General features: G+C 68.1%; 25 protein-coding genes. 14 read left to right on the forward strand and 11 right to left on the reverse strand.

Features of this window, described 5'->3' with window-relative positions:
- The first annotated feature begins 36 nt into the window (after window positions 1–36).
- Window positions 37–1,575: a DUF5605 domain-containing protein gene (locus AC07NF_RS16055; RefSeq protein ID WP_494628980.1), complete on the forward strand. Its 1,539-nt coding sequence runs from the start codon at window positions 37–39 to the stop codon at window positions 1,573–1,575.
- Here the strand turns inward: AC07NF_RS16055 and AC07NF_RS16060 are convergent.
- On the reverse strand, window positions 1,572–2,099 hold the full coding sequence (locus AC07NF_RS16060; protein WP_494628979.1) for a DUF4199 domain-containing protein: 528 nt from the start codon (window positions 2,097–2,099) through the stop codon (window positions 1,572–1,574). The genes AC07NF_RS16055 and AC07NF_RS16060 overlap by 4 nt on opposite strands.
- A gap of 97 nt (window positions 2,100–2,196) precedes the next feature.
- Complete coding sequence (locus AC07NF_RS16065; protein ID WP_494628978.1) at window positions 2,197–2,610, reverse strand: helix-turn-helix transcriptional regulator; 414 nt, start codon at window positions 2,608–2,610, stop codon at window positions 2,197–2,199.
- 109 nt (window positions 2,611–2,719) lie between these two features.
- On the opposite strand from AC07NF_RS16065, the gene AC07NF_RS16070 reads away from it, so the two are divergent.
- Window positions 2,720–3,424, forward strand: coding sequence for a nuclear transport factor 2 family protein (locus tag AC07NF_RS16070; protein ID WP_494628977.1), 705 nt, complete (start codon window positions 2,720–2,722; stop codon window positions 3,422–3,424).
- Here AC07NF_RS16070 and AC07NF_RS16075 read toward each other — a convergent pair.
- A complete protein-coding gene (locus AC07NF_RS16075) occupies window positions 3,421–3,732 on the reverse strand; it encodes a hypothetical protein (RefSeq protein WP_494628976.1) in 312 nt (103 codons plus the stop codon). The genes AC07NF_RS16070 and AC07NF_RS16075 overlap by 4 nt on opposite strands.
- A gap of 34 nt (window positions 3,733–3,766) precedes the next feature.
- Here AC07NF_RS16075 and AC07NF_RS16080 point away from each other — a divergent pair, with 34 nt between their 5' ends.
- Complete coding sequence (locus tag AC07NF_RS16080; RefSeq protein WP_494628975.1) at window positions 3,767–4,090, forward strand: (2Fe-2S) ferredoxin domain-containing protein; 324 nt, start codon at window positions 3,767–3,769, stop codon at window positions 4,088–4,090.
- On the opposite strand, the gene AC07NF_RS16085 is transcribed toward AC07NF_RS16080, so the two are convergent.
- The gene (locus AC07NF_RS16085; protein ID WP_494628974.1) at window positions 4,073–5,254 is read right to left on the reverse strand and encodes an MFS transporter; all 1,182 of its coding nucleotides are present in this window, start codon (window positions 5,252–5,254) and stop codon (window positions 4,073–4,075) included. The genes AC07NF_RS16080 and AC07NF_RS16085 overlap by 18 nt on opposite strands.
- Window positions 5,255–5,376: 122 nt before the next feature.
- On the opposite strand from AC07NF_RS16085, the gene AC07NF_RS16090 reads away from it, so the two are divergent.
- The gene (locus tag AC07NF_RS16090; protein ID WP_494628973.1) at window positions 5,377–5,976 is read left to right on the forward strand and encodes a TetR/AcrR family transcriptional regulator; all 600 of its coding nucleotides are present in this window, start codon (window positions 5,377–5,379) and stop codon (window positions 5,974–5,976) included.
- On the opposite strand, the gene AC07NF_RS16095 is transcribed toward AC07NF_RS16090, so the two are convergent.
- Complete coding sequence (locus tag AC07NF_RS16095) at window positions 5,973–6,290, reverse strand: YbjQ family protein (RefSeq protein WP_291873847.1); 318 nt, start codon at window positions 6,288–6,290, stop codon at window positions 5,973–5,975. The genes AC07NF_RS16090 and AC07NF_RS16095 overlap by 4 nt on opposite strands.
- Window positions 6,291–6,472: 182 nt before the next feature.
- Between AC07NF_RS16095 and AC07NF_RS16100 the strand changes: the two genes are divergently transcribed.
- Both AC07NF_RS16100 and AC07NF_RS16105 read left to right on the forward strand, forming a co-directional pair.
- Window positions 6,473–6,937 carry a DUF4112 domain-containing protein gene (locus AC07NF_RS16100; RefSeq protein WP_494629443.1) on the forward strand — a complete coding sequence of 155 codons (465 nt, stop codon included), beginning with the start codon at window positions 6,473–6,475 and terminating at the stop codon, window positions 6,935–6,937.
- A 44-nt stretch (window positions 6,938–6,981) separates the two neighbouring features.
- Window positions 6,982–7,446: a DUF4112 domain-containing protein gene (locus AC07NF_RS16105; protein WP_492812649.1), complete on the forward strand. Its 465-nt coding sequence runs from the start codon at window positions 6,982–6,984 to the stop codon at window positions 7,444–7,446.
- Window positions 7,447–7,453: 7 nt separating this feature from the next.
- Here AC07NF_RS16105 and scpA read toward each other — a convergent pair whose 3' ends face one another.
- Complete coding sequence (scpA, locus tag AC07NF_RS16110; protein ID WP_494628972.1) at window positions 7,454–9,607, reverse strand: methylmalonyl-CoA mutase; 2,154 nt, start codon at window positions 9,605–9,607, stop codon at window positions 7,454–7,456.
- Window positions 9,608–9,611: 4 nt separating this feature from the next.
- Window positions 9,612–10,997 (reverse strand): methylmalonyl-CoA mutase family protein, encoded by a 1,386-nt coding sequence (locus tag AC07NF_RS16115; protein ID WP_494629441.1) that lies wholly within the window; start codon window positions 10,995–10,997, stop codon window positions 9,612–9,614.
- Window positions 10,998–11,230: 233 nt separating this feature from the next.
- On the opposite strand from AC07NF_RS16115, the gene AC07NF_RS16120 reads away from it, so the two are divergent.
- The 5 genes from AC07NF_RS16120 (at window position 11,231) to AC07NF_RS16140 (ending at window position 17,966) form a co-directional block, all read left to right on the forward strand.
- Window positions 11,231–12,238 carry an NAD(P)H-dependent flavin oxidoreductase gene (locus AC07NF_RS16120; RefSeq protein ID WP_492812645.1) on the forward strand — a complete coding sequence of 336 codons (1,008 nt, stop codon included), beginning with the start codon at window positions 11,231–11,233 and terminating at the stop codon, window positions 12,236–12,238.
- Between the two features lie 93 nt (window positions 12,239–12,331).
- A complete protein-coding gene (locus tag AC07NF_RS16125; RefSeq protein ID WP_494628971.1) occupies window positions 12,332–13,051 on the forward strand; it encodes a DUF2793 domain-containing protein in 720 nt (239 codons plus the stop codon).
- Window positions 13,052–13,293: 242 nt separating this feature from the next.
- Window positions 13,294–13,869 carry a TMEM165/GDT1 family protein gene (locus AC07NF_RS16130; RefSeq protein WP_494628970.1) on the forward strand — a complete coding sequence of 192 codons (576 nt, stop codon included), beginning with the start codon at window positions 13,294–13,296 and terminating at the stop codon, window positions 13,867–13,869.
- 45 nt (window positions 13,870–13,914) lie between these two features.
- Window positions 13,915–17,496: a hydantoinase B/oxoprolinase family protein gene (locus tag AC07NF_RS16135; RefSeq protein ID WP_494628969.1), complete on the forward strand. Its 3,582-nt coding sequence runs from the start codon at window positions 13,915–13,917 to the stop codon at window positions 17,494–17,496.
- Window positions 17,481–17,966 (forward strand): low molecular weight protein-tyrosine-phosphatase, encoded by a 486-nt coding sequence (locus AC07NF_RS16140; protein WP_494629439.1) that lies wholly within the window; start codon window positions 17,481–17,483, stop codon window positions 17,964–17,966. The genes AC07NF_RS16135 and AC07NF_RS16140 overlap by 16 nt, the downstream gene beginning before the upstream one ends.
- Before the next feature lies 1 nt (window position 17,967).
- Here the strand turns inward: AC07NF_RS16140 and AC07NF_RS16145 are convergent, their stop codons facing one another.
- From AC07NF_RS16145 to AC07NF_RS16160, 4 genes are all read right to left on the reverse strand, one after another.
- Entirely contained in the window at window positions 17,968–18,453 is a 486-nt protein-coding gene (locus AC07NF_RS16145) for a hypothetical protein (RefSeq protein WP_494628968.1), read from the reverse strand.
- 143 nt (window positions 18,454–18,596) lie between these two features.
- Window positions 18,597–19,235 carry a DUF1190 domain-containing protein gene (locus AC07NF_RS16150; RefSeq protein WP_492812638.1) on the reverse strand — a complete coding sequence of 213 codons (639 nt, stop codon included), beginning with the start codon at window positions 19,233–19,235 and terminating at the stop codon, window positions 18,597–18,599.
- A gap of 12 nt (window positions 19,236–19,247) precedes the next feature.
- On the reverse strand, window positions 19,248–19,679 hold the full coding sequence (locus AC07NF_RS16155; RefSeq protein ID WP_494628967.1) for a DUF350 domain-containing protein: 432 nt from the start codon (window positions 19,677–19,679) through the stop codon (window positions 19,248–19,250).
- Window positions 19,679–20,323, reverse strand: coding sequence for a YjfK family protein (locus tag AC07NF_RS16160; RefSeq protein WP_494628966.1), 645 nt, complete (start codon window positions 20,321–20,323; stop codon window positions 19,679–19,681). The genes AC07NF_RS16155 and AC07NF_RS16160 overlap by 1 nt, the downstream gene beginning before the upstream one ends.
- A 156-nt stretch (window positions 20,324–20,479) precedes the next feature.
- Here AC07NF_RS16160 and AC07NF_RS16165 point away from each other — a divergent pair, with 156 nt between their 5' ends.
- Genes AC07NF_RS16165 through AC07NF_RS16175 form a run of 3 tightly spaced genes read left to right on the forward strand, consistent with a single transcriptional unit; the run spans window position 20,480 to window position 23,098 of the window.
- On the forward strand, window positions 20,480–21,151 hold the full coding sequence (locus AC07NF_RS16165; RefSeq protein ID WP_492812633.1) for a YjfI family protein: 672 nt from the start codon (window positions 20,480–20,482) through the stop codon (window positions 21,149–21,151).
- 25 nt (window positions 21,152–21,176) lie between these two features.
- Complete coding sequence (locus tag AC07NF_RS16170; protein ID WP_492812631.1) at window positions 21,177–21,935, forward strand: PspA/IM30 family protein; 759 nt, start codon at window positions 21,177–21,179, stop codon at window positions 21,933–21,935.
- Window positions 21,935–23,098, forward strand: a complete 1,164-nt coding sequence (locus AC07NF_RS16175) for a glutathionylspermidine synthase family protein (RefSeq protein WP_494628965.1) — start codon at window positions 21,935–21,937, stop codon at window positions 23,096–23,098. The genes AC07NF_RS16170 and AC07NF_RS16175 overlap by 1 nt, the downstream gene beginning before the upstream one ends.
- Window positions 23,099–23,170: the final 72 nt, after the last annotated feature.

The following is a 23,170-nucleotide window of genomic DNA, read 5'->3' on the forward strand; positions in this document are numbered from 1 at the left end:
ATTGCGGAATCCGAGCATGGCCGCGCTACTGCGGCCATGCGTTCGCTTTCCCTAACCCGCCGCGCCGCCACGGGCCTTGGCCTCGCCGCTCTCGCCGCGCCCGCTCTGGCTGCTTCGCCCACCGTTCCCCGCTGGGGCGTCCACGAGATCACGCTGAAGGCGACGACGTCCGGCAACCCGTTCGACGTCGCCCTGACCGCGACCTTCACCGACGGCAAGACTACCCTCAAGGTGCGCGGCTTCTACGACGGGGAGGGGACTTGGCACCTGCGTTTCAGCCCGCCGACTGAAGGCGTGTGGCGCTGGCGGACGACCAGTCCGGCCAAGGCGCTGAACGGCCAGGTTGGCGCTGTGACCGCCATCGCGCCGCGCGACCACGGCCCGCTGAAGATTGTCGCCGGTTTCCACTTCGCCCATGCCGACGGGACGCCCTACCGCCAGGTCGGCACCACCGCCTATTCCTGGGCCCAGCAGAGCGACGCCTTGTGCGCCGAGACCCTGGCGACCCTGAAGGCCTCGCCGTTCAACAAGATGCGCATGTGCGTCTTCCCGAACGTGGCGGGCGAGCCGATCCATCCGTTCGAGAAAGCCGGCGAGGGCTGGGACTACGACCGTCCGAACCCCGCCTATTTCCGGATGCTGGAGGACCGCGTCCGGCGTCTCGGCGAGATCGACGTCCAGGCCGACCTGATCCTGTTCCATCCCTATGACGAAAAGACCGGCTGGCACGCCATGACGCCGGCGCGGGACGACCGCTACGTCCGCTACATGGTCGCGCGGTTCGCAGCCTTCTCGAACGTCTGGTGGTCGCTGGCCAACGAGTGGGACCTGGTGAAGGCCAAGTCGGTCGCCGACTTCGAGCGCATCGGTCAGCTGATCCAAGCCGAGGACCCATACGGCCGCCTGTGCTCGATCCACAACTGGCGCGACCTCTACGACTATGGCCGGCCGTGGATCAGCCACGCCAGCGTCCAGCACGGCGCGGCGGTGATGGATGACAGCCGGGCCCAGATCTATCGCGACGTCTGGCGCAAGCCGGTGATCTTCGACGAGGTCCGCTACGAGGGCGACCTGGACAAGCGCTGGGGCGATCTGAGCGCCGAGGACCTGGTCCAGCGGTTCTGGCATGGCACGGTGGCAGGGACCTATGTCGGCCACGGCGAGGTCTTCAAGGAGGGCGTGCGCTGGACGGCCAAGGGCGGCCGCTTCACCGGCCACAGTGTCCCGCGCCTGGCCTTCCTGAAGGCGGTGCTGGAGGCCGGTCCGACGCCGGGGCTGGATCCCATCGACCGCACCTGGGACCAGCACCTGGGCGGCAAGGCGGGCGCGTACTACCTGCGTTACTTCGGCGAGACCGCGCCGACCCAGTGGGCGCTGGACCTGCCGAAGGACGAGTTGACCGGCGGCGAGCGTTTCAAGGTCGACGTGCTAGACACCTGGAACATGACCATCACCCCGGTCGAGGGCGAGTTCGTCATGGCCAAGAAGGATGCCTACTATCTGCACGACCCCCAGCGGCCGACCGTGGCGCTGCCCGGTCGGCCGTGGATGGCGGTGCGGGTGATGAAGGTCTAGGCCCGCGCCGGCAGGAACTTTGGATTGCGCAGCAGGGCGGCGCTGGCCAGGGCGACCAGCAGGCCGACCGGGAAGATCTCGGCGAAGGTCATCGGCAGGCGGTACCAGAGCTTGGCGTAGTTCGCCTTCATCTGCGCCATCTCGGCGACGGCCTTGTCATAGGCCGGGCCGGTGACGCCGGCGGCGCGCTTGGCCTCCAGGGCCTGGGCCGTGAACTCGTCCATGAAGCGGTAGTGGGTGACGGCCAGATAGACCTCCCAGGTCGCCACATAGGCCACGCTGGCGACGGCGACCACGCCCAGGCCGATCAGGAAGGCGGGCCAGAACTTGATGACCCCGCCCAGCGCCTTGTCGCGGTGGGTCTTGATCGCCAGCAGCACCGCAGACAGTCCGATCAGCATGATCAGATAGCCCAGCCACAGGCAGTGCTTCTGCAGATGGGCGGGCAGCATCATCGTGCCGATCATGCCCAGGATGATGAACGGACCCGCGATCAGGCCGTAGGTCAGGATGGTGCGTTGCATAGGGTTCCTCCTCCGCGCCGCCCCCTGCGACGCACCGCTAGACTGCCGGGTTCGCGGCCAGGAACGGTATCACCCGAACGGGTGAATTCGACCGGTTTCAGGGGATCAGCGCCAGCTCGCGCGCCTTGCCCACGGCCTGGGTGCGACGACTGACCTCCAGCTTGCCGTAGAGGTTGGTCACGTGGGTCTTCACGGTATTGGGCGAGAGGCCGAGATCGCGGGCGATCTCCTTGTTGGAGCGGCCGGCGGCCAGGCGCTCCAGCACCTTCACCTCCTGGCCCGTGAGGCCCAGCGACGCGAGGGCCGCGTCGTTGCGGGCGAAGGTCTCGGGCCGCGCCCGCGCCGCTAGTCTCCAGCCGATCCAGACCCCACCCGCCGCGAAGGCGACGCCGATCAGCCCGACATAGACCTGCCAGGAAAAGGCGCGGACCAGGAACCGGTACTCCAGCCACTGCAGCCCGAAGGCGCCGACGGCCAGCACCAGGGCCCACAGGAGGACGGTGCGGATCATGGCGGTGAAGGTGCGCGATCCGCAGCGGGATCGCCAGCATCCATCTGGCGAAACGATGAGGCGCGATCTTCGAAATTCCCGAACGGGGCGGGGCTGCTAGGCTTGGCTCATGATCGACGCATGCGAGACTCTTCCGGCCGCCATGGCCGCCTATGAGCAGGCCTTCCGCGCCGGCGACGCCGCCGCGATCGTGGCCCGGGTCCAGCCCTCGACCGTCGTCTATGCGATGGAGGGCGGCGAGGTCGTCGGCCAGACCCGTTCTGCCTGGAAGGCCGCGCCTGCTCAGCCCGCGCCGGACCTCACGACACAGGTCGTTAGCGAAGGCCCGCGCACGGCGATCGTCACGGCGCGGTGGACGCAAACCGGCGCCGCGAAACGAGACTACACCCTGTGGGTTCGGCTGGAGTGCCGCTGGCGCATCGTCGGCCGGGTGGTCGGTCCTGACAGCCCGCTGGAGGCAGCTGATGGGGTGCGGACGGCCGTAGACCTGAAGCTGAAATCCGACGCCGGCTGGAACGCCGCCGAGTTGGCCCAAGCGGTCGATCCTCGCGCCCTGGTCATTACCCTTGACGACGAACAGATGGTCGCCGCCTCGGTAGCCGACTGGCAGGCGCGCTATGCCGTGCGGGCGCGGACGAACTATCCGTCGAAACAGACCGTGGTCGCGCGGGCGGAAGAGGGGCGGGGCGACCTAGGCGCGGCGACCTGGACGTTCAAGTCGGCTTCAGGCGCGACCTATGCCGACCGCGCCCTGCTGCTGCGCACGCGCGAGGGCTGGCGGATGCTGGCCCTACTGTGGGTGCGCGAGGACTAGCCCAGGCGGGCCTTGGCCTCGGGCGGGGCGACCTGGTCGAACAGGATCTGCAGGTGCTGATCCTTGGCGTGGTCGTTGTGCAGCTCCCACGACAGCGAGACGGGCAGGCGCAGGCGGCCGCCGTCGTGCAGACGGGCGATCAGCACGCGCCACGAGAAGCCGTCGCCGGGATCGCCCAGCGGGTCCTTGAACTCGACCGGGGCCGGATCACGCAGGCGGAAGCGTCGCTCGGGATTGGCCTCGAACCAGGCGCGGTCCGCCTCGGCGGTAGGATCTTTGACGACTTTGGCGGTGAGTTTGCGAGCCATGGCGCCCTCCTAGCACCGTTCCCATCTTCAGGTCATGAGCGAGAAGCCGATCAAGCGCGTGAAGGCCGACTGGAGCGAAGTGGTGCTGGTGTGCCGCAAGTGCTCGAAGAAACTGAAAGGCGGCTTCGGCGACGACGGCGATCAGAAGCTGGCCAAGGTGCTGCGCAAGGCGATCGGGGCCAAGGGCAAGGGCCGCAAGGCCAGCGCCGCCGTGATCGAGGTCGACTGCCTGGACGTCTGTCCCAAGGGGGCGGTCGTGGCTGTAAAGGCCTCGGCGCCGCGCGAGTGGGCCGTGTTCCCGCGCGGCGCGTCGACCAGCAGCGTGGTCGAACGGCTGGGCTTAGACCGGCCGCGCTAGAACCCGCTGCCCCAGCCCGACGATCGCCAGGGCCGCGCTGGCCGCCACGATCGAGACCCAGAAGCCGTTGTGCGCGCCGAAGCTGTCGACCATCCAGCCGGCCACGAAGGCGCCCAGGGCCATGCCGATGCCGATCCCGGTCATCACCCAGGTCACGCCCTCGGTCAGCACCTCGGCCGGCACGCGACGCTCGACCAGGCCGAAGGCGGTGATGAAGGTCGGCGAGATGGCCACGCCGCTGAGGAAGATCGCGCCGGCCAAGGTCACGACGCTGTTGGCGGCAAGCAGGGGCAGGGTGGTGACCAGCAGCACGGCGAGGGCGACCAGCAGCTGACGGTTCAGCGGCGCGCGCAGGTTCAGGGCGCCGACGACCAGGCCGACCACGAACGAGCCGATGGCGTAGACCCCGATGACCAGGCTGGCCGCGCCGGGCTGGCCCAGGTCCTTGGTCAGGGCCACGGTGCTGACCTCGGCCGTGGCGAAGATCGCGCCGACAAAAACCAGGGCCGCGGTGATGATCTGGACGGCCGGCAGGGTGATGGCCGAGCGGTGCGGGACGCCGTCGACCGCGCGCACCTTGGGCTCGGTGGCCTTTTGCAGCACGAACGCGGTCATGCCGGCGGCCAGGAACAGGGTCGAGATCAGCACCCCGGCCTCGGGGAACAGCGCCACGCTCAGGCCCACCGACAGTGACGCGCCGGCGATATAGACCAGCTCGTCGGCGGCGGACTCGAAGGCGAAGGCGGTGTTCAGCTGCGGCGTGTCGCGGAACACCTCGGTCCAGCGCGCCCGCACCATGGCCGGCATGCTGGGCATGGCGGCGGCCAGCAGGGCCGAGCCGAACAGCGTCCAGGCGGGCCAGTCCAGGTGGGTGGCCAGGATCAGCAGGGTGAAAGCGACGACGGCGATCATGGTCGCGGGGACCAGCAGCCGGCTCTGGCCATGGCGGTCGACCAGCCGCGAGATCTGCGGCGCCAGAATGGCGTTGGTCAGGGTGAAGGTCGCCGCGACCGCGCCCGCCAGCCAGTAGCCGCCCTTGGCCTGCGAAAGCATGGTGACGATGCCGATCGGGGCCATGGCGATGGGCAGGCGCGCGGCGAACCCCGCGGCGGCGAAACCCTTGGTTCCGGGCGCCTGGAAGATCTCGCGATAGGGGTTCGACACGGTCCCTGCCTCCTGTTGGCGCGACGTCTTTGGCAGACATACATACGCCTCGTATGTTATCGCAGGTGGTGACATACGTGTCGTATGTCAACTACGCTCCAGGGCGTTTATCGAGGTCCGTCATGTCGCGCCGATCGCGCCCCGAGATGATCGCGGAGACCCGCGCCAAGCTGATCGCCACGGCCCGCAAGGCCTTTGGCGAGAAGGGCTATGCCGAGGCCTCGATGGACGACTTCACCGCCGAGGCAGGCCTCACTCGAGGGGCGCTTTACCACCACTTCGGCGACAAGAAGGGCCTGCTGGAGGCTGTGGTCTTGCAGATCGACGCCGAGATGGCCGAGCGGCTGTCAGCGATCGCGGCGGCCATGCCCTCGCGCTGGGAAGGGCTGGTGGCCGAGAACGTCGGCTATATCGAGATGGCGCTGGAGCCGGACATCCAGCGGATCATGCTGCGCGACGGCCCGGCGATCCTGGGCGATCCGTCCGGCTGGCCCAGCGCCGATGGCTGCATCGCCACGATCCGCGCCAATCTGGAGCACCTGCAAGCCGAGGGGATCGTGCGCGCCGACATCGACGCCGACGCGGGCGCGCGGCTGGTCTGCGGCGCCTCGACCGACGCGGCGCTGTGGATCGCCAATGCGGAAGATCCGGAAGCCGCCGCGCTGAAGGCCATCCCGACCTTCAAGGCGATGCTGGAAGGCCTGTTGCGCCGCCGCGATTAGAGGACGACGGCGGTCCCGGACACCGAAACCATCATCATCGAACCGTTGGGGCCGACGGTGTTGTAGTCGAGGTCGACGGCCAGGATGGCGTTGGCCCCCAGCTTCTCGGCTTCCTTGACCAGGTTCTTCATCGCGTCCTCGCGGGCGCGGGCCAGGACGCGTTCGTACGACTTGGAGTGACCGCCGACGAAGTCGCGGATCGCCGCCAGCAGGTCCAGCACGACATTGGCGCCCAGGATCGACTGGGCATAGATCGCGCCCTTGTACTCCCGGACGGGATTGCCTTCGATGAACGGCGTGGTCGAGATCAGCATCCGGGAATCCTGGCGCACGGCACGGTTAACTTAGGCGCAAACGCCGCCGTTCGCGAGGGGCTCCCCCGGAAAGCGATACTTTCGATCACGAGGTTCGCCTGGCGGGGGAATCTCAGGCCTTTGCCCTTCCTGCACGGCCGGGCTTCAGGCAGATTGCCCGCGTTTACCGTGTCCGGAGCCGCCTGGTGATCTTCGCGAAGTCGCACATCGAGCTGCACAACATCCGCAACAATGTCGAGCGGGTGAAGAAGCTCTCCGACAACGTCGTCGGCATCGGTCCGCTGGGCATCGGCCTGGACGGCCTGCTGACCTGGATCCCGGGGGCGGGCGAGCTGTACAGCCTGGGGGCTGGCGGCCTGATCGTACTGGAGGCCGTGCGGGCCCGCGCCGCACCGATGATCGTCATCCAGATCGTGGCCATCATCCTGATCGACACCGTCGCCGGCTCGATCCCGGTGGCCGGCAAGGCGGTCGACGTGCTGTTCACCGGCCACAAGTGGTCGGCCGACATGCTGACCAAGCACATGGACGACACGATCTATTTCGAGGGCTCGCGCAAGGACGTGCAGGCCACTCAGGAGTATCGTGACCTGCTGGCCCGCATCCAGCAGGGCAAGGAACGCCGCCGGGTCGTGTTCCTGGGCTGATCGTCCGATAGCAACGAGGTACGGAGCGGAGCGTTGAGCCAAACATGACCGACGATCTTTCGCTCACCTCCGGCTATTCGGATCGGCATGAAGGCCGTCGCGCCAAGGCCCATCGCGCCTGGCGCTCGGCCGAAACGATCAAGCGCCTGTCCGACCGGCTGATCGGGGTCGGGCCCTTCGGCATCGGCCTCGACGGCGTGCTGGCCTGGGTGCCGGGCGTGGGCCTGGCCTACGGCCTGGGTGCGGGCGCACTCCTGATGTTCCAAGCCTTCCAGGGCGGCGCTACCGCCGGCACCCTGGCGCGGATGGCGGCCTATCTCGCGGCCGACAACCTGTCCGACACCGTGCCGGTCGCCGGCTGGCTGGTCGACACCCTGTTCCCCGGCCACCTGATGGCCGCCAAGGCGCTGCAGAAAGACATCGAGGCCCGCCACGGGCTTCCCGAAGAGATCGCCGTGGAGCGGTCGAAGAAACGGCGCGGCCTGTTCGGGCGCAAGAAGGGCGGCTAGCGAGCCGCTACGCCGCCGTGCCTTGGCTGTAGCCCAGCTGCACGTTCAGCTTCTCCAGCACCTCGATGGCCGCCTCGGCGATGACCGTGCCGGGCGGGAAGATGCTGGCGGCGCCGGCGTCCAGCAGGGCCTGGAAGTCCTGGGGCGGGATCACGCCGCCGACCACCACGACGATGTCGGAGCGGTCGCGCTTGGCCAGTTCGGCCTTCAGTTCAGGCACCAGGGTCAGGTGGCCCGCCGCCAGCGATGACGCGCCGACCACATGGACCCCGGCGGCGATGGCTTCGTCGGCGGCCTCGGCCGGGGTCTGGAACAGCGGCCCGATCTCGACCTGGAAGCCCAGGTCGGCGAAGGCGCTGGAGATCACCTTCTGGCCGCGATCGTGGCCGTCCTGGCCCATCTTGGCGACCATGATGCACGGCGGGCCGCCATGGGCTTCGCGGAAGGCGGCGACCATGGCGCGGGCGCGGGCGGTCTTGGGGTCGGCGCCGGCTTCCTTGCCGTAGACGCCTTCGATCGCCTTGATCACGGCGCGGTGGCGGCCAAAGACCTTCTCCATGGCCATGCTGATCTCGCCGACCGTGGCCTTGGCGCGGGCGGCGTCGACGGCCAGGGCCAGCAGGTTGCCAGTCCCACGCGCGCCGTCCTCCAGCGCCTTCAGCGCCGCCTCGGTCGCGGCCGGATCACGCTCGGCCTTCAGGCGCTCCAGCTTTTCCAGCTGCTGGGCGCGGACCGAGCCGTTGTCGACCTTGAGCATCGGGATCACGTCCTCGACCTCGGGCTTGTAGCGATTGACGCCGACCACGCTCTGGCGATTGGCGTCGATGCGGGCCTGGGTCTTGGCGGCGGCTTCCTCGATGCGCAGCTTGGGGATGCCTTGCTCGATGGCCTTGGCCATGCCGCCGGCGGCCTCGACCTCCTCGATGTGGGCCAGGGCCTTTTGGGCCAGGTCGTGGGTCAGGCGCTCGACGTAGTAGCTGCCGCCCCACGGGTCGGCGACGCGGGTGGTGCCGCTTTCCATCTGCAGGAACAGCTGGGTGTTGCGGGCGATGCGGGCCGAGAAGTCGGTCGGCAGGGCCAGGGCTTCGTCCAGGGCGTTGGTGTGCAGGCTCTGGGTCTGGCCGTTCACAGCGGCCATGGCCTCGACGCAGGTGCGCGAGACGTTGTTGAACACGTCCTGGGCCGCCAGCGACCAGCCGCTGGTCTGGCTGTGGGTGCGCAAGGACAGCGAGCGGTCGTCCTTGGGTTCAAACTCGCGCTTCATCAGGCGAGCCCACAGCAGGCGGGCCGCGCGCATCTTCGCGACCTCCATGAAGTAGTTCATGCCGATCGCCCAGAAGAACGACAGGCGCGGCGCGAAGACGTCGATGCTCATGCCCGCCGCGACGCCGGCCCGGGCGTATTCGATGCCGTCGGCCAGGGTGTAGGCCAGCTCCAGGTCGGCCGTCGCTCCGGCCTCCTGCATGTGATAGCCGCTGATCGAGATCGAGTTGAACTTGGGCATGTTCGCCGAGGTGAAGGCGAAGATGTCCGAGATGATCCGCATCGAGGGCGCGGGCGGATAGATGTAGGTGTTCCGCACCATGAACTCTTTGAGGATGTCGTTCTGGATCGTCCCCGACAGCTTGTCGGGCGTGACGCCCTGTTCCTCGGCCGCGACGATGTAGAGCGCCAGGATCGGCAGCACCGCGCCGTTCATGGTCATCGACACGCTCATCTTGTCGAGCGGGATGCCGCTGAAGAGCGTGCGCATGTCCAGGATCGAGTCGATGGCCACGCCGGCCATGCCGACATCGCCCTTCACCCGCTCGTGGTCGCTGTCATAGCCGCGGTGGGTGGCCAGGTCGAAGGCCACCGACAGGCCCATCTGACCGGCGGCCAGATTGCGGCGGTAGAAGGCGTTGGAGTCCTCGGCGGTCGAGAAGCCCGCGTACTGCCGCACCGTCCACGGATTGGTCACGTACATGGTCGGGTAGGGGCCACGCACATAGGGCGCGACGCCAGGATAGCCGCCGGTGAAGTCCAGGCCCGCCGCGTCGTCGGCGTTATAGGCCGGCGCGACCGCGACGCCTTCGGGCGTGTTCCAGGCTTCGCCTTCGGGAGCGGGCGCCGAAGCGACCTCGGCAAAGTCGATCGTAGTGAAGTCGGGGAACTTGCTCATCGTCTCAAGCTCCTTCGAAGGCGGCGGCGAAGCGGACCGGCTTTAGGGCCGGGCAGTGGCTGTCGGGGCCGGGCAGGCGGACGTCTGGGGCGACGACCGAGACGGCTTCGGGCGTCTCGACCTCGGGCGTCTTGTCGTCGGCGTTCGGGAAGACCGTAACGCCCAGGATCTTGCGGCTCTTGTCGGCGAAGGCGGCTTCCTGGGCGGCGCGGGTCGTGGCCACGATCTGCGCGATCTGGCCGCTCTCCAGCGCCTTGATCATGCCGCCAAGGCCCTCGATGAATTGGAAACCGCCCCAGGCGGCGCGGGCCATCTGGTCGGTCAGGTTGTCCAGGTACCACGCTCCGCCGGCCGGATCGGCGACGCGGCCCAGATTGCTCTCTTCCATCAGCACCAGCTGGGTGTTGCGGGCCTGGCGGCGGGCAAAAGCGGTGGGCAGGCCGATGGCGTCGGTGAAGGTGTCCAGCAGGATGACGTCCGCCCCGCCGACCGCGCCGGCGAACCCGGCCGAGGTCAGGCGCAGCAGGTTGGTCCAGGCGTCGGCCTTGGCCAGCATGCGGCGCGAGGAGCGGACCTCGATCCTCGGGGCGACGGAAACACCGCACGCTTGCGTCAACCGCGCCCACATCGCCTTGGCCGCGCGGACCTTGGCGACGCCGGTGAAATATTCCCCGTCCAGGCTGACACCGAGCACGATCCTACCGAAGGCGTCTTCCATCGTCAGTCCCTGGCGCACCAGGGCCTTGGCGTAGGCCACGGCGCTGGCGGCCATCACCGCCAGCTCTTCGGTATTGGAGCCGCCGGCCTCGTGGACAGCGCGACCGGTGGCCAGGAACAGGTTGGCCTTCACGTAGGTCTGGGCCAGGCGCGAGGCGACCGTGGCGGCGTTGAAGACGTGGCTCTCGATCGGACCAGGGCTGACGCCGACGGTCGCGAAAGCGGTGAGGGGATCGAGGTGGAAAGCCAGCGGCGCATTGGGCGCGGCCTTGGCCAGAGCGCCCAGCCAGTCGGCGGCCTTGGGACCCAGGAAGCCGGCATCGAGAGCGACGGGGGCGAGGTCCACCAGCACGCCCGACAGCGCCTTGGCCAGGTCCTCGGCTGAGCCAATCGCAACGCCGTTCGCACCGGTCGGATCGATCTGCAGCAGCACCGACGCCGCGCCGTTCTCGAGGTCGGTCAGGACATCCCTAGCGGTATGCGACACGTCGGGATGGGCGGCGCGGACGCGCAGGTCCCAGGGGCGGTCGGGATCGCGGGCGCGCAGGTCGCGGGCCACGGCGACGCCGTCGGCGGCGGTGTAGAGCGGTTGAATCGTCAGGCCGTCGGGCGTCTTGACCGTCAGGGCGTCGTCGAAGCTCTGGCCCTTCAGGGTCTTCTCGACCAGGGCCATCCAGCGCGCGCGCGTCGCGTCGTCGCCTTGGGCGCCAAAATCCTCGGCCAGGGACGTCGTCGGCACGGTCAAAGCGTCTCTCTCCTGCGGTGCAGCATTTTTTGTCTTTTGGACGGTGATGCGCTCCTGCCCTTACGGCCGTCAAGTCTTGCGGAAGAACCGAACAGGCGTTTAATCTGATCGGTGATCACATATTCGGCGTTTCAAGCCGATCTCCGAAGGGGAGCTTTTCCATGGCCCTGCCGCCCATCCTGCGTGACCGTCTGCGCCTGCCGGTCATCGCCTCGCCGCTGTTCATCATCAGCAATCCCGACCTGGTGATCGCCCAGTGCAAGGCCGGGATCGTGGGTTCGTTCCCGTCGCTGAACGCTCGCCCGATCTCGCAACTGGATGAATGGCTGCACCGCATCACCGAGGAACTGGCCGCCCACGACCGCGCGCATCCGGAAGCGCCGTCGGCCCCGTTCGCCGTCAACCAGATCGTCCACAAAACCAACAACCGGCTCGAGGAAGACATCGCGTTGTGCGTGAAGCACAAGGTGCCGGTGGTCATCACCTCGCTGGGCGCGCGCGAGGACCTGAACGCCGCGATCCACTCGTACGGCGGCATCACCCTGCACGACATCATCAACGACCGGCACGCCCACAAGGCCATCGAGAAGGGCGCTGACGGCCTGATCCCGGTCGCGGCGGGCGCGGGCGGCCACGCCGGCACGCTGTCGCCGTTCGCGCTGATCCAGGAGATCCGCCAGTGGTTCGACGGGCCGGTGGCGCTGTCGGGCTCGATCGCCTCGGGCCGCTCGATCCTGGCCGCCCAGGCCATGGGCGCGGACCTGGCCTATATCGGCTCGGCCTTCATCGCGACGGAAGAGGCCAACGCCATCGAGGGTTACAAGCAAGGCATCGTCGAGGGGCGCGCCGACGGCATCGTCTATTCGAACCTGTTCACCGGCGTGCACGGCAACTACCTGCGCTCGTCGATCGTCAATGCGGGCCTGGACCCGGAGAACCTGCCGGTCAGTGATCCGTCCAAGATGAGCTTCGGCTCGGGCGGCAACCAGGAGGCCAAGGCCTGGCGGGACATCTGGGGCTCAGGCCAGGGCATCGGCGCGATCGACAAGGTGCTGCCGGCCGCCGAACTCATCGCGCGCTTCGCCGACGAGTATGAGCAAGCCAAGGCCGAACTGGCCGCCAAGACGGCGCTTACGTCTGGAAATCACTTGGCTTTCGCCGCCGAGTAGACGGGTGGAGCACGGGGACGGGGCGTCGCCTGTCCCCGGTCTTCGCGGCGCGGTGATGCTGGGAGCGAGATCAACCGCTCCCGGAGCCGCCCTATGTTCGATGAAACGACGCCCCGCCTTGGCCTGCCCTATGTGGTCGCCGCCCAGGCCCAGAAACACATCCCGATCAATGAGAGCCTGGCTCGGCTGGACGGCCTGGTGCAGTTGGCCGTCGAGAGCCGGACGGTCGCGGTCCTGCCGACCAGTCCGGTCAGCGGCGGCGTCTGGATCGCGGCCTGGCCCGGCCCGCCCGCCGGGGCGCTGATGCGCTTCGAGGCTGGCGCCTGGGAGGCGCTGGCGCCGGCTGAAGGCGTGCTGGCCTGGGTCAAGGACGAGAACCAGATGGTCGCCTTCGACGGCGCGGTTTGGGTCCCGCTGTCGGCCACCTTCCGCAGCACGATAGCGGCCCAGACGCCGAACCTGGCCAACACTCGGCTGGAGATCCTGGAGCAGGAGGTCACCGTCTCGGGCGCCTCGACCGCGACCAGCATCGCCATTCCCAATCGCGCCATCGTGTTGGCCGTTTCGACCCGGACCACGGCCGCGATCACCGGCGCGGCGTCGTACAACTGCGGCGTCTCGGGCGAGGCCGGCAAGTTCGGCGGTTCGCTGGGCGTGGCCAAGAATTCCAGCAACATCGGGGTGATCGGCCCGACGGCCTTCTATGCCGACACGCCGGTGCTGCTGACGGCGGTGGGCGGGAACTTCGTGGCCGGTAAGGTGAGGGTGGCCATCCACGTGCTGCGGTTCGACGCACCCGCTTCGGCAGCCTGACGCGTTGACGGCGGCGGCTCAGGCGGCTACACGCCCCTCACCTTTGGGGAGTAGCCGCCCGCATCTATCAGCGGGCCCCGCCGTCAACACACTTGGATCCTTCTCTTTCGGGAGGGGGACCATGGCGCGGGGAAGGGAAGCGACTTTAGAGCTTCCTTGGCGAGACCAATGGCGCCGATTTTCATCCGGGCCGGGTGGACGTCGACGCTATTGGCATGCGCCCGGCCCGGAGGACTATTTCAGTGGAAAGCCTGCTCGTCTCGACCCTGGTCGTGGCTATCGCCGAAATCGGCGACAAGACCCAGCTCCTGGCCATCATCCTGGCCACGCGGTTCAAGAAGCCGATCCCCATCATCATGGGCATACTGGTCGCCACCCTGGCCAACCACGCCCTGGCCGCCACGGCCGGCTACTGGGTCGCCGACTTTCTCAGTGGCGCCTGGTTCAAGTGGGCCATCGCCATCTCGTTCATCGCCATGGCCGGCTGGGCTCTGATCCCCGACAAGGCCGATGATGAGGAAGGTCAGAGCGCCGGCCGCTACGGCGTGTTCGTGACCACCGCCATCGCCTTCTTCCTGGTCGAGATGGGCGACAAGACCCAGATCGCCACGGTCGCCCTGGGCGCCAAGTTCCACTCGATCTTCTGGGTCGCCGCCGGCACCACCCTGGGCATGATGCTGGCCAATGTCCCCGCCGTGTACTTGGGCGAGGCCGCGACCAAGGTCGTGCCGCTGAAGTACGTGCGGATGGGCGCGGCGCTGATCTTCCTGTTGCTGGGCATCTGGCAGGTGGCTGAGCTGACGGGGCTGTTGAAGTAGACGGCCTAACGGCTATGAGGGGCGGAGCATGGAGTTCCGCCCCTCATGACCGAGCACCCCCGCGGCTGGGAATTCTGGATCGACCGGGGCGGTACGTTCACCGACATCGTGGCGCGGCGGCCGGACGGATCGCTGGTCACCCACAAGCTGCTGTCGGAAAACCCTGAGCACTATGCCGACGCCGCCGTTGCCGGCGTCCGAGCGCTGCTGCCGGAAGGCGCGGCGATCGACGCGGTGAAGATGGGCACCACCGTGGCCACCAACGCCTTGCTGGAGCGCAAGGGCGAGCCGACGGTGCTGGCGATCACCAGCGGCCACGCCGATGCCCTGCGGATCGGCTATCAGGCGCGGCCCAAGCTGTTCGAGCGCCATATCGTCAAGCCGGAAGCCCTCTACGACCACGTCGTCGAGATCGACGAGCGGATGAGCGTCGAGGGGCAGGTGCTGAGACCGCTGGATGAGGCGGCGGCACTGGCAGGTTTGCAGGCAGCGTTCGACGAGGGCTTCCGGGCCATCGCCATCGTGCTGCTGCACGGCTTCCGGTTCACCGACCACGAGGCGCGGGTCGCGGCGATCGCGCGCGAGATGGGCTTCACCCAGGTGTCGGTCAGCCACGAGGTCAGTCCGCTGATGAAGCTGGTCGGGCGCGGCGACACGACGGTGGTCGACGCCTATCTGTCGCCGATCCTGCGCCGCTACGTGGATCAGGTGGCCGGCGCGCTGGGCCACGACACGCGGCTGCTGTTCATGCAGTCGAACGGCGGCCTGACCGACGCGCGGGCCTTCCGGGGCAAAGACGCCATCCTGTCCGGTCCGGCCGGCGGCGTGGTCGGCATGGCGCGGACGGCGGGCGAGGCCGGGTTCGAGCGGGTGATCGGCTTCGACATGGGCGGCACCTCGACTGATGTCTGCCACTATGCCGGCCAGTACGAGCGGGCCTTCGAGACGGTGGTGGCCGGGGTGCGGATGCGTGCGCCGATGATGAACATCCACACCGTGGCGGCTGGCGGCGGTTCGATCTGTTCGTTCGACGGGGCGCGGCTGCGGGTCGGTCCGGCCTCGGCGGGCGCCGTGCCGGGGCCGGCGGCCTATCGCCGGGGCGGGCCACTGACGGTCACCGACTGCAACGTCATGCTGGGCAAGCTGCGGCCCGAGTTCTTCCCCAAGGTGTTCGGCCCGAATGCCGACCAGCCGCTGGACGCCGAAGCGGTGGCGCGCGGCTTCGAGGCCGTGTCGGCGCAGATTGAAGCGGCGACCGGCAAGGCCATGACCCCGCAGGAGGTCGCCGAGGGCTTCGTCACCATCGCCGTCGAGAACATGGCCAAGGCCGTGCGGCAGATCTCGATCCAGCGTGGCTACGACGTCACACGCTATGTGCTGGCCTGCTTTGGCGGCGCGGGCGGGCAGCATGCCTGCCTGGTGGCCGACGCGCTGAGCATGACCAAGGTGATGATCCACCCGTTCGCCGGTGTCCTCTCAGCCTACGGCATGGGCCTGGCCGACCTGCGCCTGATCCGCGAGGAGACGGTCGAGCGGCCGCTGGACGCGGCGGGTGACTTGGCTGTGCGCGCGAAGGTGTTGGCGGCCGAGGCGGAAGCCGCTCTGCGCGGCCAAAACGTGCCGATGGCCTCGGTCGAGACCGTCGCCAGCTTGCGCGTGAAGTACGCCGGCACGGACACGCCGCTGGTCGTGCCGTTCGGCGATCGCGTTCGTGGGGAGTTCGAGGAGCTGCACCAGCGCCGCTTCGGCTTCACCTCTCCGACGACGCCGCTGGTGGTCGAGACGCTGTCGGTCGAAGCGATTGGACACTCGGACGCGGGAGACGCACCAGAACCTAAATCTAGTGCGTCTGTGGAAGTCGCTTCGCTCGCCACGGTCGAAGTTCGTATGGCCGGCGCACTCCACAGCACCCCCGTGTTCGACCGCGAAGCGCTCGCCATCGGCGTCGAGATCCTCGGTCCCGCCATCATCCGCGAAGCCACCGGCACGACCGTCGTCGAGCCCGGCTGGCGGGCCACCGTCGACGCCCACCTGAACCTGATCCTCGACCGCGTCGTCGCCCTGCCGACCTGCAAGGCCATCGGCACGGAAGCCGATCCGGTCATGCTGGAGGTGTTCAACAACCTCTTCATGGCCGTGGCCGAGGAGATGGGGTTCGCGCTGCAGAACACGGCGTACTCCGTGAACATCAAGGAGCGGCTGGACTTCTCCTGCGCGCTTTTCAGCCGTGACGGCGACCTGATCGCTAACGCCCCGCACATGCCGGTGCACCTGGGCTCGATGGGCGACAGCGTGCGGGCGATCCGCGATGCGCGCGAGGGTGACGGCCGAGGCATGCAGCCCGGCGACGTCTACATGCTCAACGCCCCCTACAACGGCGGCACCCACCTGCCGGACGTCACGGTCGTCATGCCGGTGTTCGACGCGGCCGGCGCCTTGCTGTTCTACGTCGCCGCGCGGGGACACCAGGGCGACATCGGCGGTATCACGCCGGGCTCGATGCCGCCGACCAGCAAGACGGTCGAGGAGGAGGGGGTTCTCATCGAGAACTTCCTGCTGGTCGAGAGCGGGCGTTTCCTGGAGGCCGAGACCCGGGCCCTGCTGGCCTCGGGCAAGTGGCCGGCGCGCAATCCCGACCAGAACATCGGCGACCTCAAGGCCCAGATCGCCGCCTGCGCGCGCGGGGCCGAGGCCCTGACGGGCATGGTCGCCGAGTTCGGCCAGGACGTCGTGGAGGCCTACATGGCCCACGTCCAGGACAATGCCGAGGAGGCCGTCCGCCGCGTGCTGGCGACGACGCGGAGCGGGTCGTTCGCCTACGAACTGGATGACGGTTCGGTCGTGAAGGTCTCGATCGACGTCGACCAGCAGGCCCGCACTGCCCGCGTCGATTTCACCGGCACGAGCGACCAGGTCCCGACCAACTTCAACGCCCCGGCCTCGATCTGCCGGGCGGCGGCGCTGTACGTGTTCCGCACCCTGGTCGATGACGAGATCCCGATGAATGACGGCTGCCTGCGGCCCGTCGAGCTGGTCATTCCCGAAGGCTCGATGCTGCGGCCGCGCTATCCGGCGGCGGTGGTGGCCGGCAATGTCGAGACCAGCCAGGTGGTGGTCGACGCCCTCTATGGCGCGCTGAACGTCATGGCTGGCGCGCAGGGGACGATGAACAACTTCACGTTCGGCGACGAGCGTCGGCAGTACTACGAGACCATCTGCGGCGGCTCGGGCGCGGGGCCCGACTTCGCCGGAACCGACGCGGTCCAGACCCACATGACCAACAGCCGCCTGACCGATCCCGAGGTGCTGGAGACCCGCTATCCGGTGCTGGTCGAGGCCTTCTCGATCCGGCGCGGTTCGGGCGGGCAGGGCGCCTATCGCGGTGGCGACGGCGTGGTGCGCAGGATCGGCTTCCGCGAGCCAATGACGGCCACCTTGCTCTCCAACCGCAGGCGTGTGCCGCCGTTCGGACTGGAGGGAGGTGGTTCGGGCGAGGTCGGCGCGGCGCGAGTCGAGCGGGCCGATGGCTCCGTGCAAACCATGGCCGCCACCGATCTCGTCGAGGTCGGCGCTGGCGACGCCATTGTCATCGAGACGCCGGGCGGCGGCGGCTGGGGGAAGGCATGAAGGCTTCGGTTCTCTTCGTCTGCCTGGGCAACATCTGTCGCTCGCCCCTGGCCGAGGGCGCGTTCCGGGCCGAGGCCGAACGACTGGGCCTGGACGTCACGGTCGATAGCGCCGGCACCGGCGGCTGGCATGCGGGCGATCCGCCGGACCCTCGCTCGGTCGCCGTGGCGCGTCGCAACGGCGTCGACATCAGCGGCCAGCGGGCGCGCAAGGTGACGAAGGACGACTTCCGGACGTTCACCCACATCTACGCCCTGGATCACGACAATCTGGAAGGCTTGCAGGCGGTAGCGCCGCGCGATGCGACGGCCGAGGTCGGGTTGCTGCTGGACCTGGTCGAAGCGCATCGCGGCCGGGCGGTGGCCGACCCGTACTATGGCGACGACGCCGGTTTCGACGTGACGTGGCGCGATGTGGAGATGGCCGCTCGGGCACTGGCCCAGCGACTGGCGGACGAGGGCTGGCGCTAGGTTAGTGTAGCGTCGGCCGCACAGGCGTCACCACCGTCACCTCCGGTTCGTCGAACCGCATCGGCAATGCCATGCCGTCACTGGCCAGGGCCATGTTCAGGAACCGCGCCATCACGGTGACGCTCTCGGGCGTCACCACCATGCCTTCGATCAGCCGGCCGGCGATCTCGGGCGAGGCGGGGCAGACGCCGCAGGCGGTGATCAGGCGCTGCTCGTCGTCGGCGTAGCCCTTGCAGCAGGGCGCCGAGACGCAGAGCGGGCGGCGAACCTGGCCCTCGATGGCGGTCATCATCAGGATGAAGGCGCTGGCCACGCGGGCCGAGACTAGGCCGCCAGCCTTCTTGGACAGCCGCTGGCCGGGCTCTTCGCCCAGCACCCGGGCCGTCACCCACTGGCGCAGCATCCACAGCAGGATCCGCTCGCCATCGGCCAGCCCGACCGGGCCACAGTGATTCAGATGGGTCTCGTGGAAAGGGTCGGGCCGCACGCCGGAAATCTCCTCGCCAAGCAGGGGGCCGACACCCGCCGTGGCGAACCGATCTCGGTGAGCGGCCCGACGCGTTCTTGCGAACACCTCGCAACTAAACGGGATGTGTAGTTGCGAGTCAATTGCAAAATGTCGAGCTCGGATCAGCCGCCGAAACCGCCCTTATAGCCGCCGCTGCTGCGGGCGTAGCTGCGACCGCCGCCGAAGCCGCCGCGCGACACGACCGAGGTGCGGGTCTGGATCTTGGGCGGGGCGTTCCGGATGGCGTCCGGCGGATCGATGCTGGTCTTGCTGATCGTCGTCCGACCGGTGCCGTAGTCGCGGCCCAGGCGCCCGCCATAGGTCGAATAGTAGCCGCCGCCGTATTCGTCGTTCCGGCGATACATGCCGGTGCCGCGATAGCCGCCGCCGTCCAGCATCTGGCCGATCACGAAGCCGGCCAGCAGCGGCGTGAAGAAGCTGCCGCCGCCGTTCTCGCCGCCGCGCGGCACGCAGTTGCCGACGCCATAGACGTCCTCGCACGAGGCGCGAGCCTCGTAGCGCGGGGCGTTCTTCTGGTCGTCCTTTTGGGCGGCGGCATAGGAGGTGTCGCACTGGGCGTCGGGCACCTCGTTGGCGGCCTTGCACTCTTCCAGCGACTTGTAGCTGAAGGCTTCGACCTGCTCGCCGCGGTTCGGGTCCCAGCTGGCCTGGGGCGAGGGATCGTCGCAGCCGGACAAGGTCAGGGCCGTGGCCCCGGCTAGCATGGTGGTGAGTTTCAGCGAACTTGAGCGCTTACGCATGGTCTCTGGTCCTCACGAGGTCATGCAGGCGGCGTTCAGCAAGCCGACCGTGATCGAGATGCCGGCCAGATAGACGCCGATGGAGATCTCGTTGTTCTCGACCCGCGCCTTGACGTCGCGCAGGGCCAGCAGGCGCACGCCGGTGAAGGCGGCGATCTGGACGATGCCGGCCACGGTGGCCCAGGCGGCGAACTCCGGCAGGCTGACGGTGTGGCTCAAGGCCGAGGCCAGTGGCAGGGCATAACCGATCAGCGCGCCGGCCAGGGCGATGGCGGCCGTGACGTTGCCGTCCCGGATCAGCGCCTTTTCGTTATAGGGCGTCACCCACTGGTAGATGTACTTGAAGGCGATGGTGAACAGGCCAGCCACGACGAAGGCCAGCAGGAACGCCGTCGCGCCGTCCTGGAATGCGCTGAAGTCGAACATCTGGCTTTGGCCCCTCATCAAGCTTTGAATTCGCCCACCGACAGCGGCAGGCCGATCATCATCTCGTGGCTGACGTCCTTGCTGTCCTCCGGCTCCAGGGTCAGGGCCAGCAACAGCTCACGCCCGTCGCCGCCGGCGAGGTCGCGATGGAACAGCATGGCGGTCTGGAACAGGCGACGGTCGGGCTGGTCGGCCTCGCGGTCGTAGTAGACGTCTTCCCACAGGGTCACCGGATCCTGCTGCTCGGCCTCGTCGCCGAACCACAGGCGGGTATAGGCGGGCAGGCCCTCGGGCTGGAACGTGCGAGCGCCCAGGCGCTGGCTCCACAGCTCGCGATCGGCGCGGTCGGCCGGATACTCGCTAGCCCACGGCATGAAGATCGTGAAGTCGTTGGCCTTCTGGCCCTCGCGGTCGTCCGAGACAACCTGGAACAGGATCTCGTCGTCCGTATAGAAGCGGTGCACGAACGCGCCGTCGTTCAGCTGGATCAGGCCCTGGGCCGTGATCTCCAGCGTGTCGCGGTCGAGGGCGAACCGGGTCTCGGCGCCCAGGCGTCGCCAGGCCAGCGGGTCCAGCACCACGGTCCGGCCGATCGTCACGTTGCGAATGACGGGCAGGGCAGGGCGAGCGCCCTCTTTTCTGCCGAAAAGTTTTCCGAACATCGCGCTGCGCGAGCCCTCAAATGCCTGGCCGGCATACCTATCTGAATGGGGATGCCGGCTCTACCCCAAGGCGCGCTTGCCCTAAGGAGAAGTCGGTCGCAGGATGCCGTCGAACGACGCCTTGTCAAGCATACATGTTATGCGTACATGTAACGCATGCCGGTAAAGCCGACCCGAAGCGCCCAGGCCGCTGAAAGAACCCGAGCGTGGCGCGAAGCGCGCCGCGTCGCCGGCTTCGTGAAGATCGAAGTCTGGGCTCCGGCGGCGTGCAAGCCCGACATCCTTTCGGCCGTCCAGTCGATCGTCGTGGAATCGGTGCGTGGGCCGGCCCTCAAGACTAACCCCCATCCCCCCAAGGGCGTCAGACACATGGACTCCGTTATCGACACCGCCTGGACGATCCACAGCCTGCGCGACGCGCTGGTGGACAGCGCCCTCGTGCGCGAGGACGAGTTGACCGCCACCGTCGTCGAGGGCGTCGAGCCCGTGCTGCAGGTCGTGATGCACGAATTCGGCGACCTGCCGATCTATGTCAGCGGCGGCGCGCTGCAGCTGGTCGTCTCGACCCTGCTGTGGCCCTGCGACGAGCAGAACGACCGCGCGGCCTTCAACGAGTTCCTGCTCAAGGCCCAGAAGATCGTGCCGCTGTCGAATTTCGGCATCACCAGCGTCGACGGCCGTGACTATTACGAGTTGATGGGCGAGATCTCGTCCAAGACCACCTTGCAGACGCTGGTCATCGAGCTGCGCACCCTGGCCGACAACGCCATCGCCGCCGCCAGCGACCTGCGCGACACCTTCGAGAAGAGCCGCGTCGCGGCCGCCTAAAGAACCGGACCTGGAGACTTAACTGATGTCGATCTGGAGCAAGCTCTCGGCCCTGTTCCGTGGGACCGCGCATGACGGTGCGCAGACCATCGTGGACGCCAACGCCCTGAGGATCCTGGACCAGGAAATCCGCGACGCCGACAACGCCCAGGGTAAGGCCCGGGACGAGCTGGCCAAGCTGGTCGCCCGCCGCCGCAGCCTGGAGACCGAGGTCGCCCAGCTGACCGACCAGTCGAAGAAGTATGAGTCGTCGGCCCGCGCGGCGATGAACAAGGGCGACCAGGCCCTGGCCCTGGAAGTGGCCCAGCGCATCGCCGACCTCGAGAAGGACGCCGGTCAGAAGGCGACCCAGATGACCGAGCTGCGCACGGCCGAGGACCGGCTGCGCACGATCATCGCCCAGACCGACACCAAGGTCGAAGCGCTGCGTCGCGAGATCGAGATCGTGAAGGTCAACGAGAGCGTCCAGAAGGCGCAGGCCGCCGTGATCTCGCGTTCGGGTTCGGCCAGCGGCGTCGTCGGCTCGGCCGCCGACAGCCTCAAGCGCATCAAGGAGCGTCAGTCGGTCCGCGAAGAGCAGTTCCGCCTGCACAACGAGACCGAGGACCGCAAGACCGGCGCGGATCTGGACGCCAAGCTCGCGGCCGCCGGCATCCTGCCGGGCGGTGGCGGCGCTGAGGACGTGCTAGCTCGCCTGATGGCTCCGAAGGACGAGGCTCTGCCCGCCCCGGTGCTGGCCATCGAGGACAAGCAAAAAGTGGCTCGGGACGGCTCGGACGCCTGATGCGCCGTCTCACCCTGACGCCTCGGTCGGACTGGAAGTCCAAGGCCGAGGCGGTCGGCTTCACCTGGCACCACGCCGACGGCCGACGCTATTGGGACGAGCGGGCGGCCTACGCCTTCACGCTCGAACAGATCGAGGGTCACATCGAGCCCGCGACCGAGGCGCTGCACAAGCTGTGCCTGGAGCTGGTCGAGGACGCCGTGCAGAGCGACGCCCTGATGGCGCGCCTGCAGATCCCGGAAGCCTCGCGCGATGTGGTCGCCGCCTCGTGGAAGGCGCGCGATCCCTCGCTCTATGGCCGCTTCGACTTCTTCTACGACGGGGCCGGGCCGCCCAAGCTCTACGAATACAATGCCGACACCCCGACCAGCATCTATGAGGCGGGCGTGTTCCAGTGGCTGTGGCTGGAAGACCTGATCCAGCGCGGCGCGCTGCCGGAGAGCACGGACCAGTTCAACAGCCTCCACGACCAGCTGGCCGAGCGGTTCAAGGCGATCTTCCCGAACGGCGGGTTCGTGCACTTCGCCAGCGTCCCCGACTTCGTCGAGGACCGGCAGACGGTGCGGTTCCTGGAGGACATGGCGACCCTGGCGGGGCTGGAGCCCAAGTTCGTGCCGATCCAGGAGATCGGTCTGGACGCCGATGGCCGTTTCGTCGACCAGGACAACTATCTGATCGGCGCGATCTTCAAGCTGCATCCCTGGGAAGAGATGCTGCGCGAGCCCTATGCGGCCAATATCGCCGCCTCCAAGACCCTGTTCCTGGAGCCGCCGTGGAAGGCGGTGCTGTCGAACAAGGCCCTGCTGCCGCTGCTGTGGGAGCGTAACCCGGGTCACCCGAACCTGCTGGAGACCTATTTCGACGACGACCCCAAGGTCGAGCGCCTGGGGTCGAGCTACGCCCGCAAGCCGCTGTTCAGCCGCGAAGGCGCCAACGTCGAGCTCTGGAAGGACGGCCGCAAGGGCCGGGTGCTGGACCAGGGCTATGGCGAGGAAGGCTGGATCCGCCAGGAACTGAAGCCGCCGCCCAAGTTCGGCGTGAACTATCCTGTGGTCGGCTCGTGGGTCATCGGCGACCAGGCCGCCGGCATCGGCGTGCGTGAAGATCGTGGCCGCGTGACCCGCGACCGCTCGCGGTTCGTGCCGCACATCATCGAGGGCTAAACTGTTTCAACCCGGTAGGAAACCGGTATCATTCCCCAGATATCAAGGCGTTCAACGACAACGACGCCTTCG

The organism is Caulobacter sp. GW821-FHT10A06 (assembly GCF_059415805.1).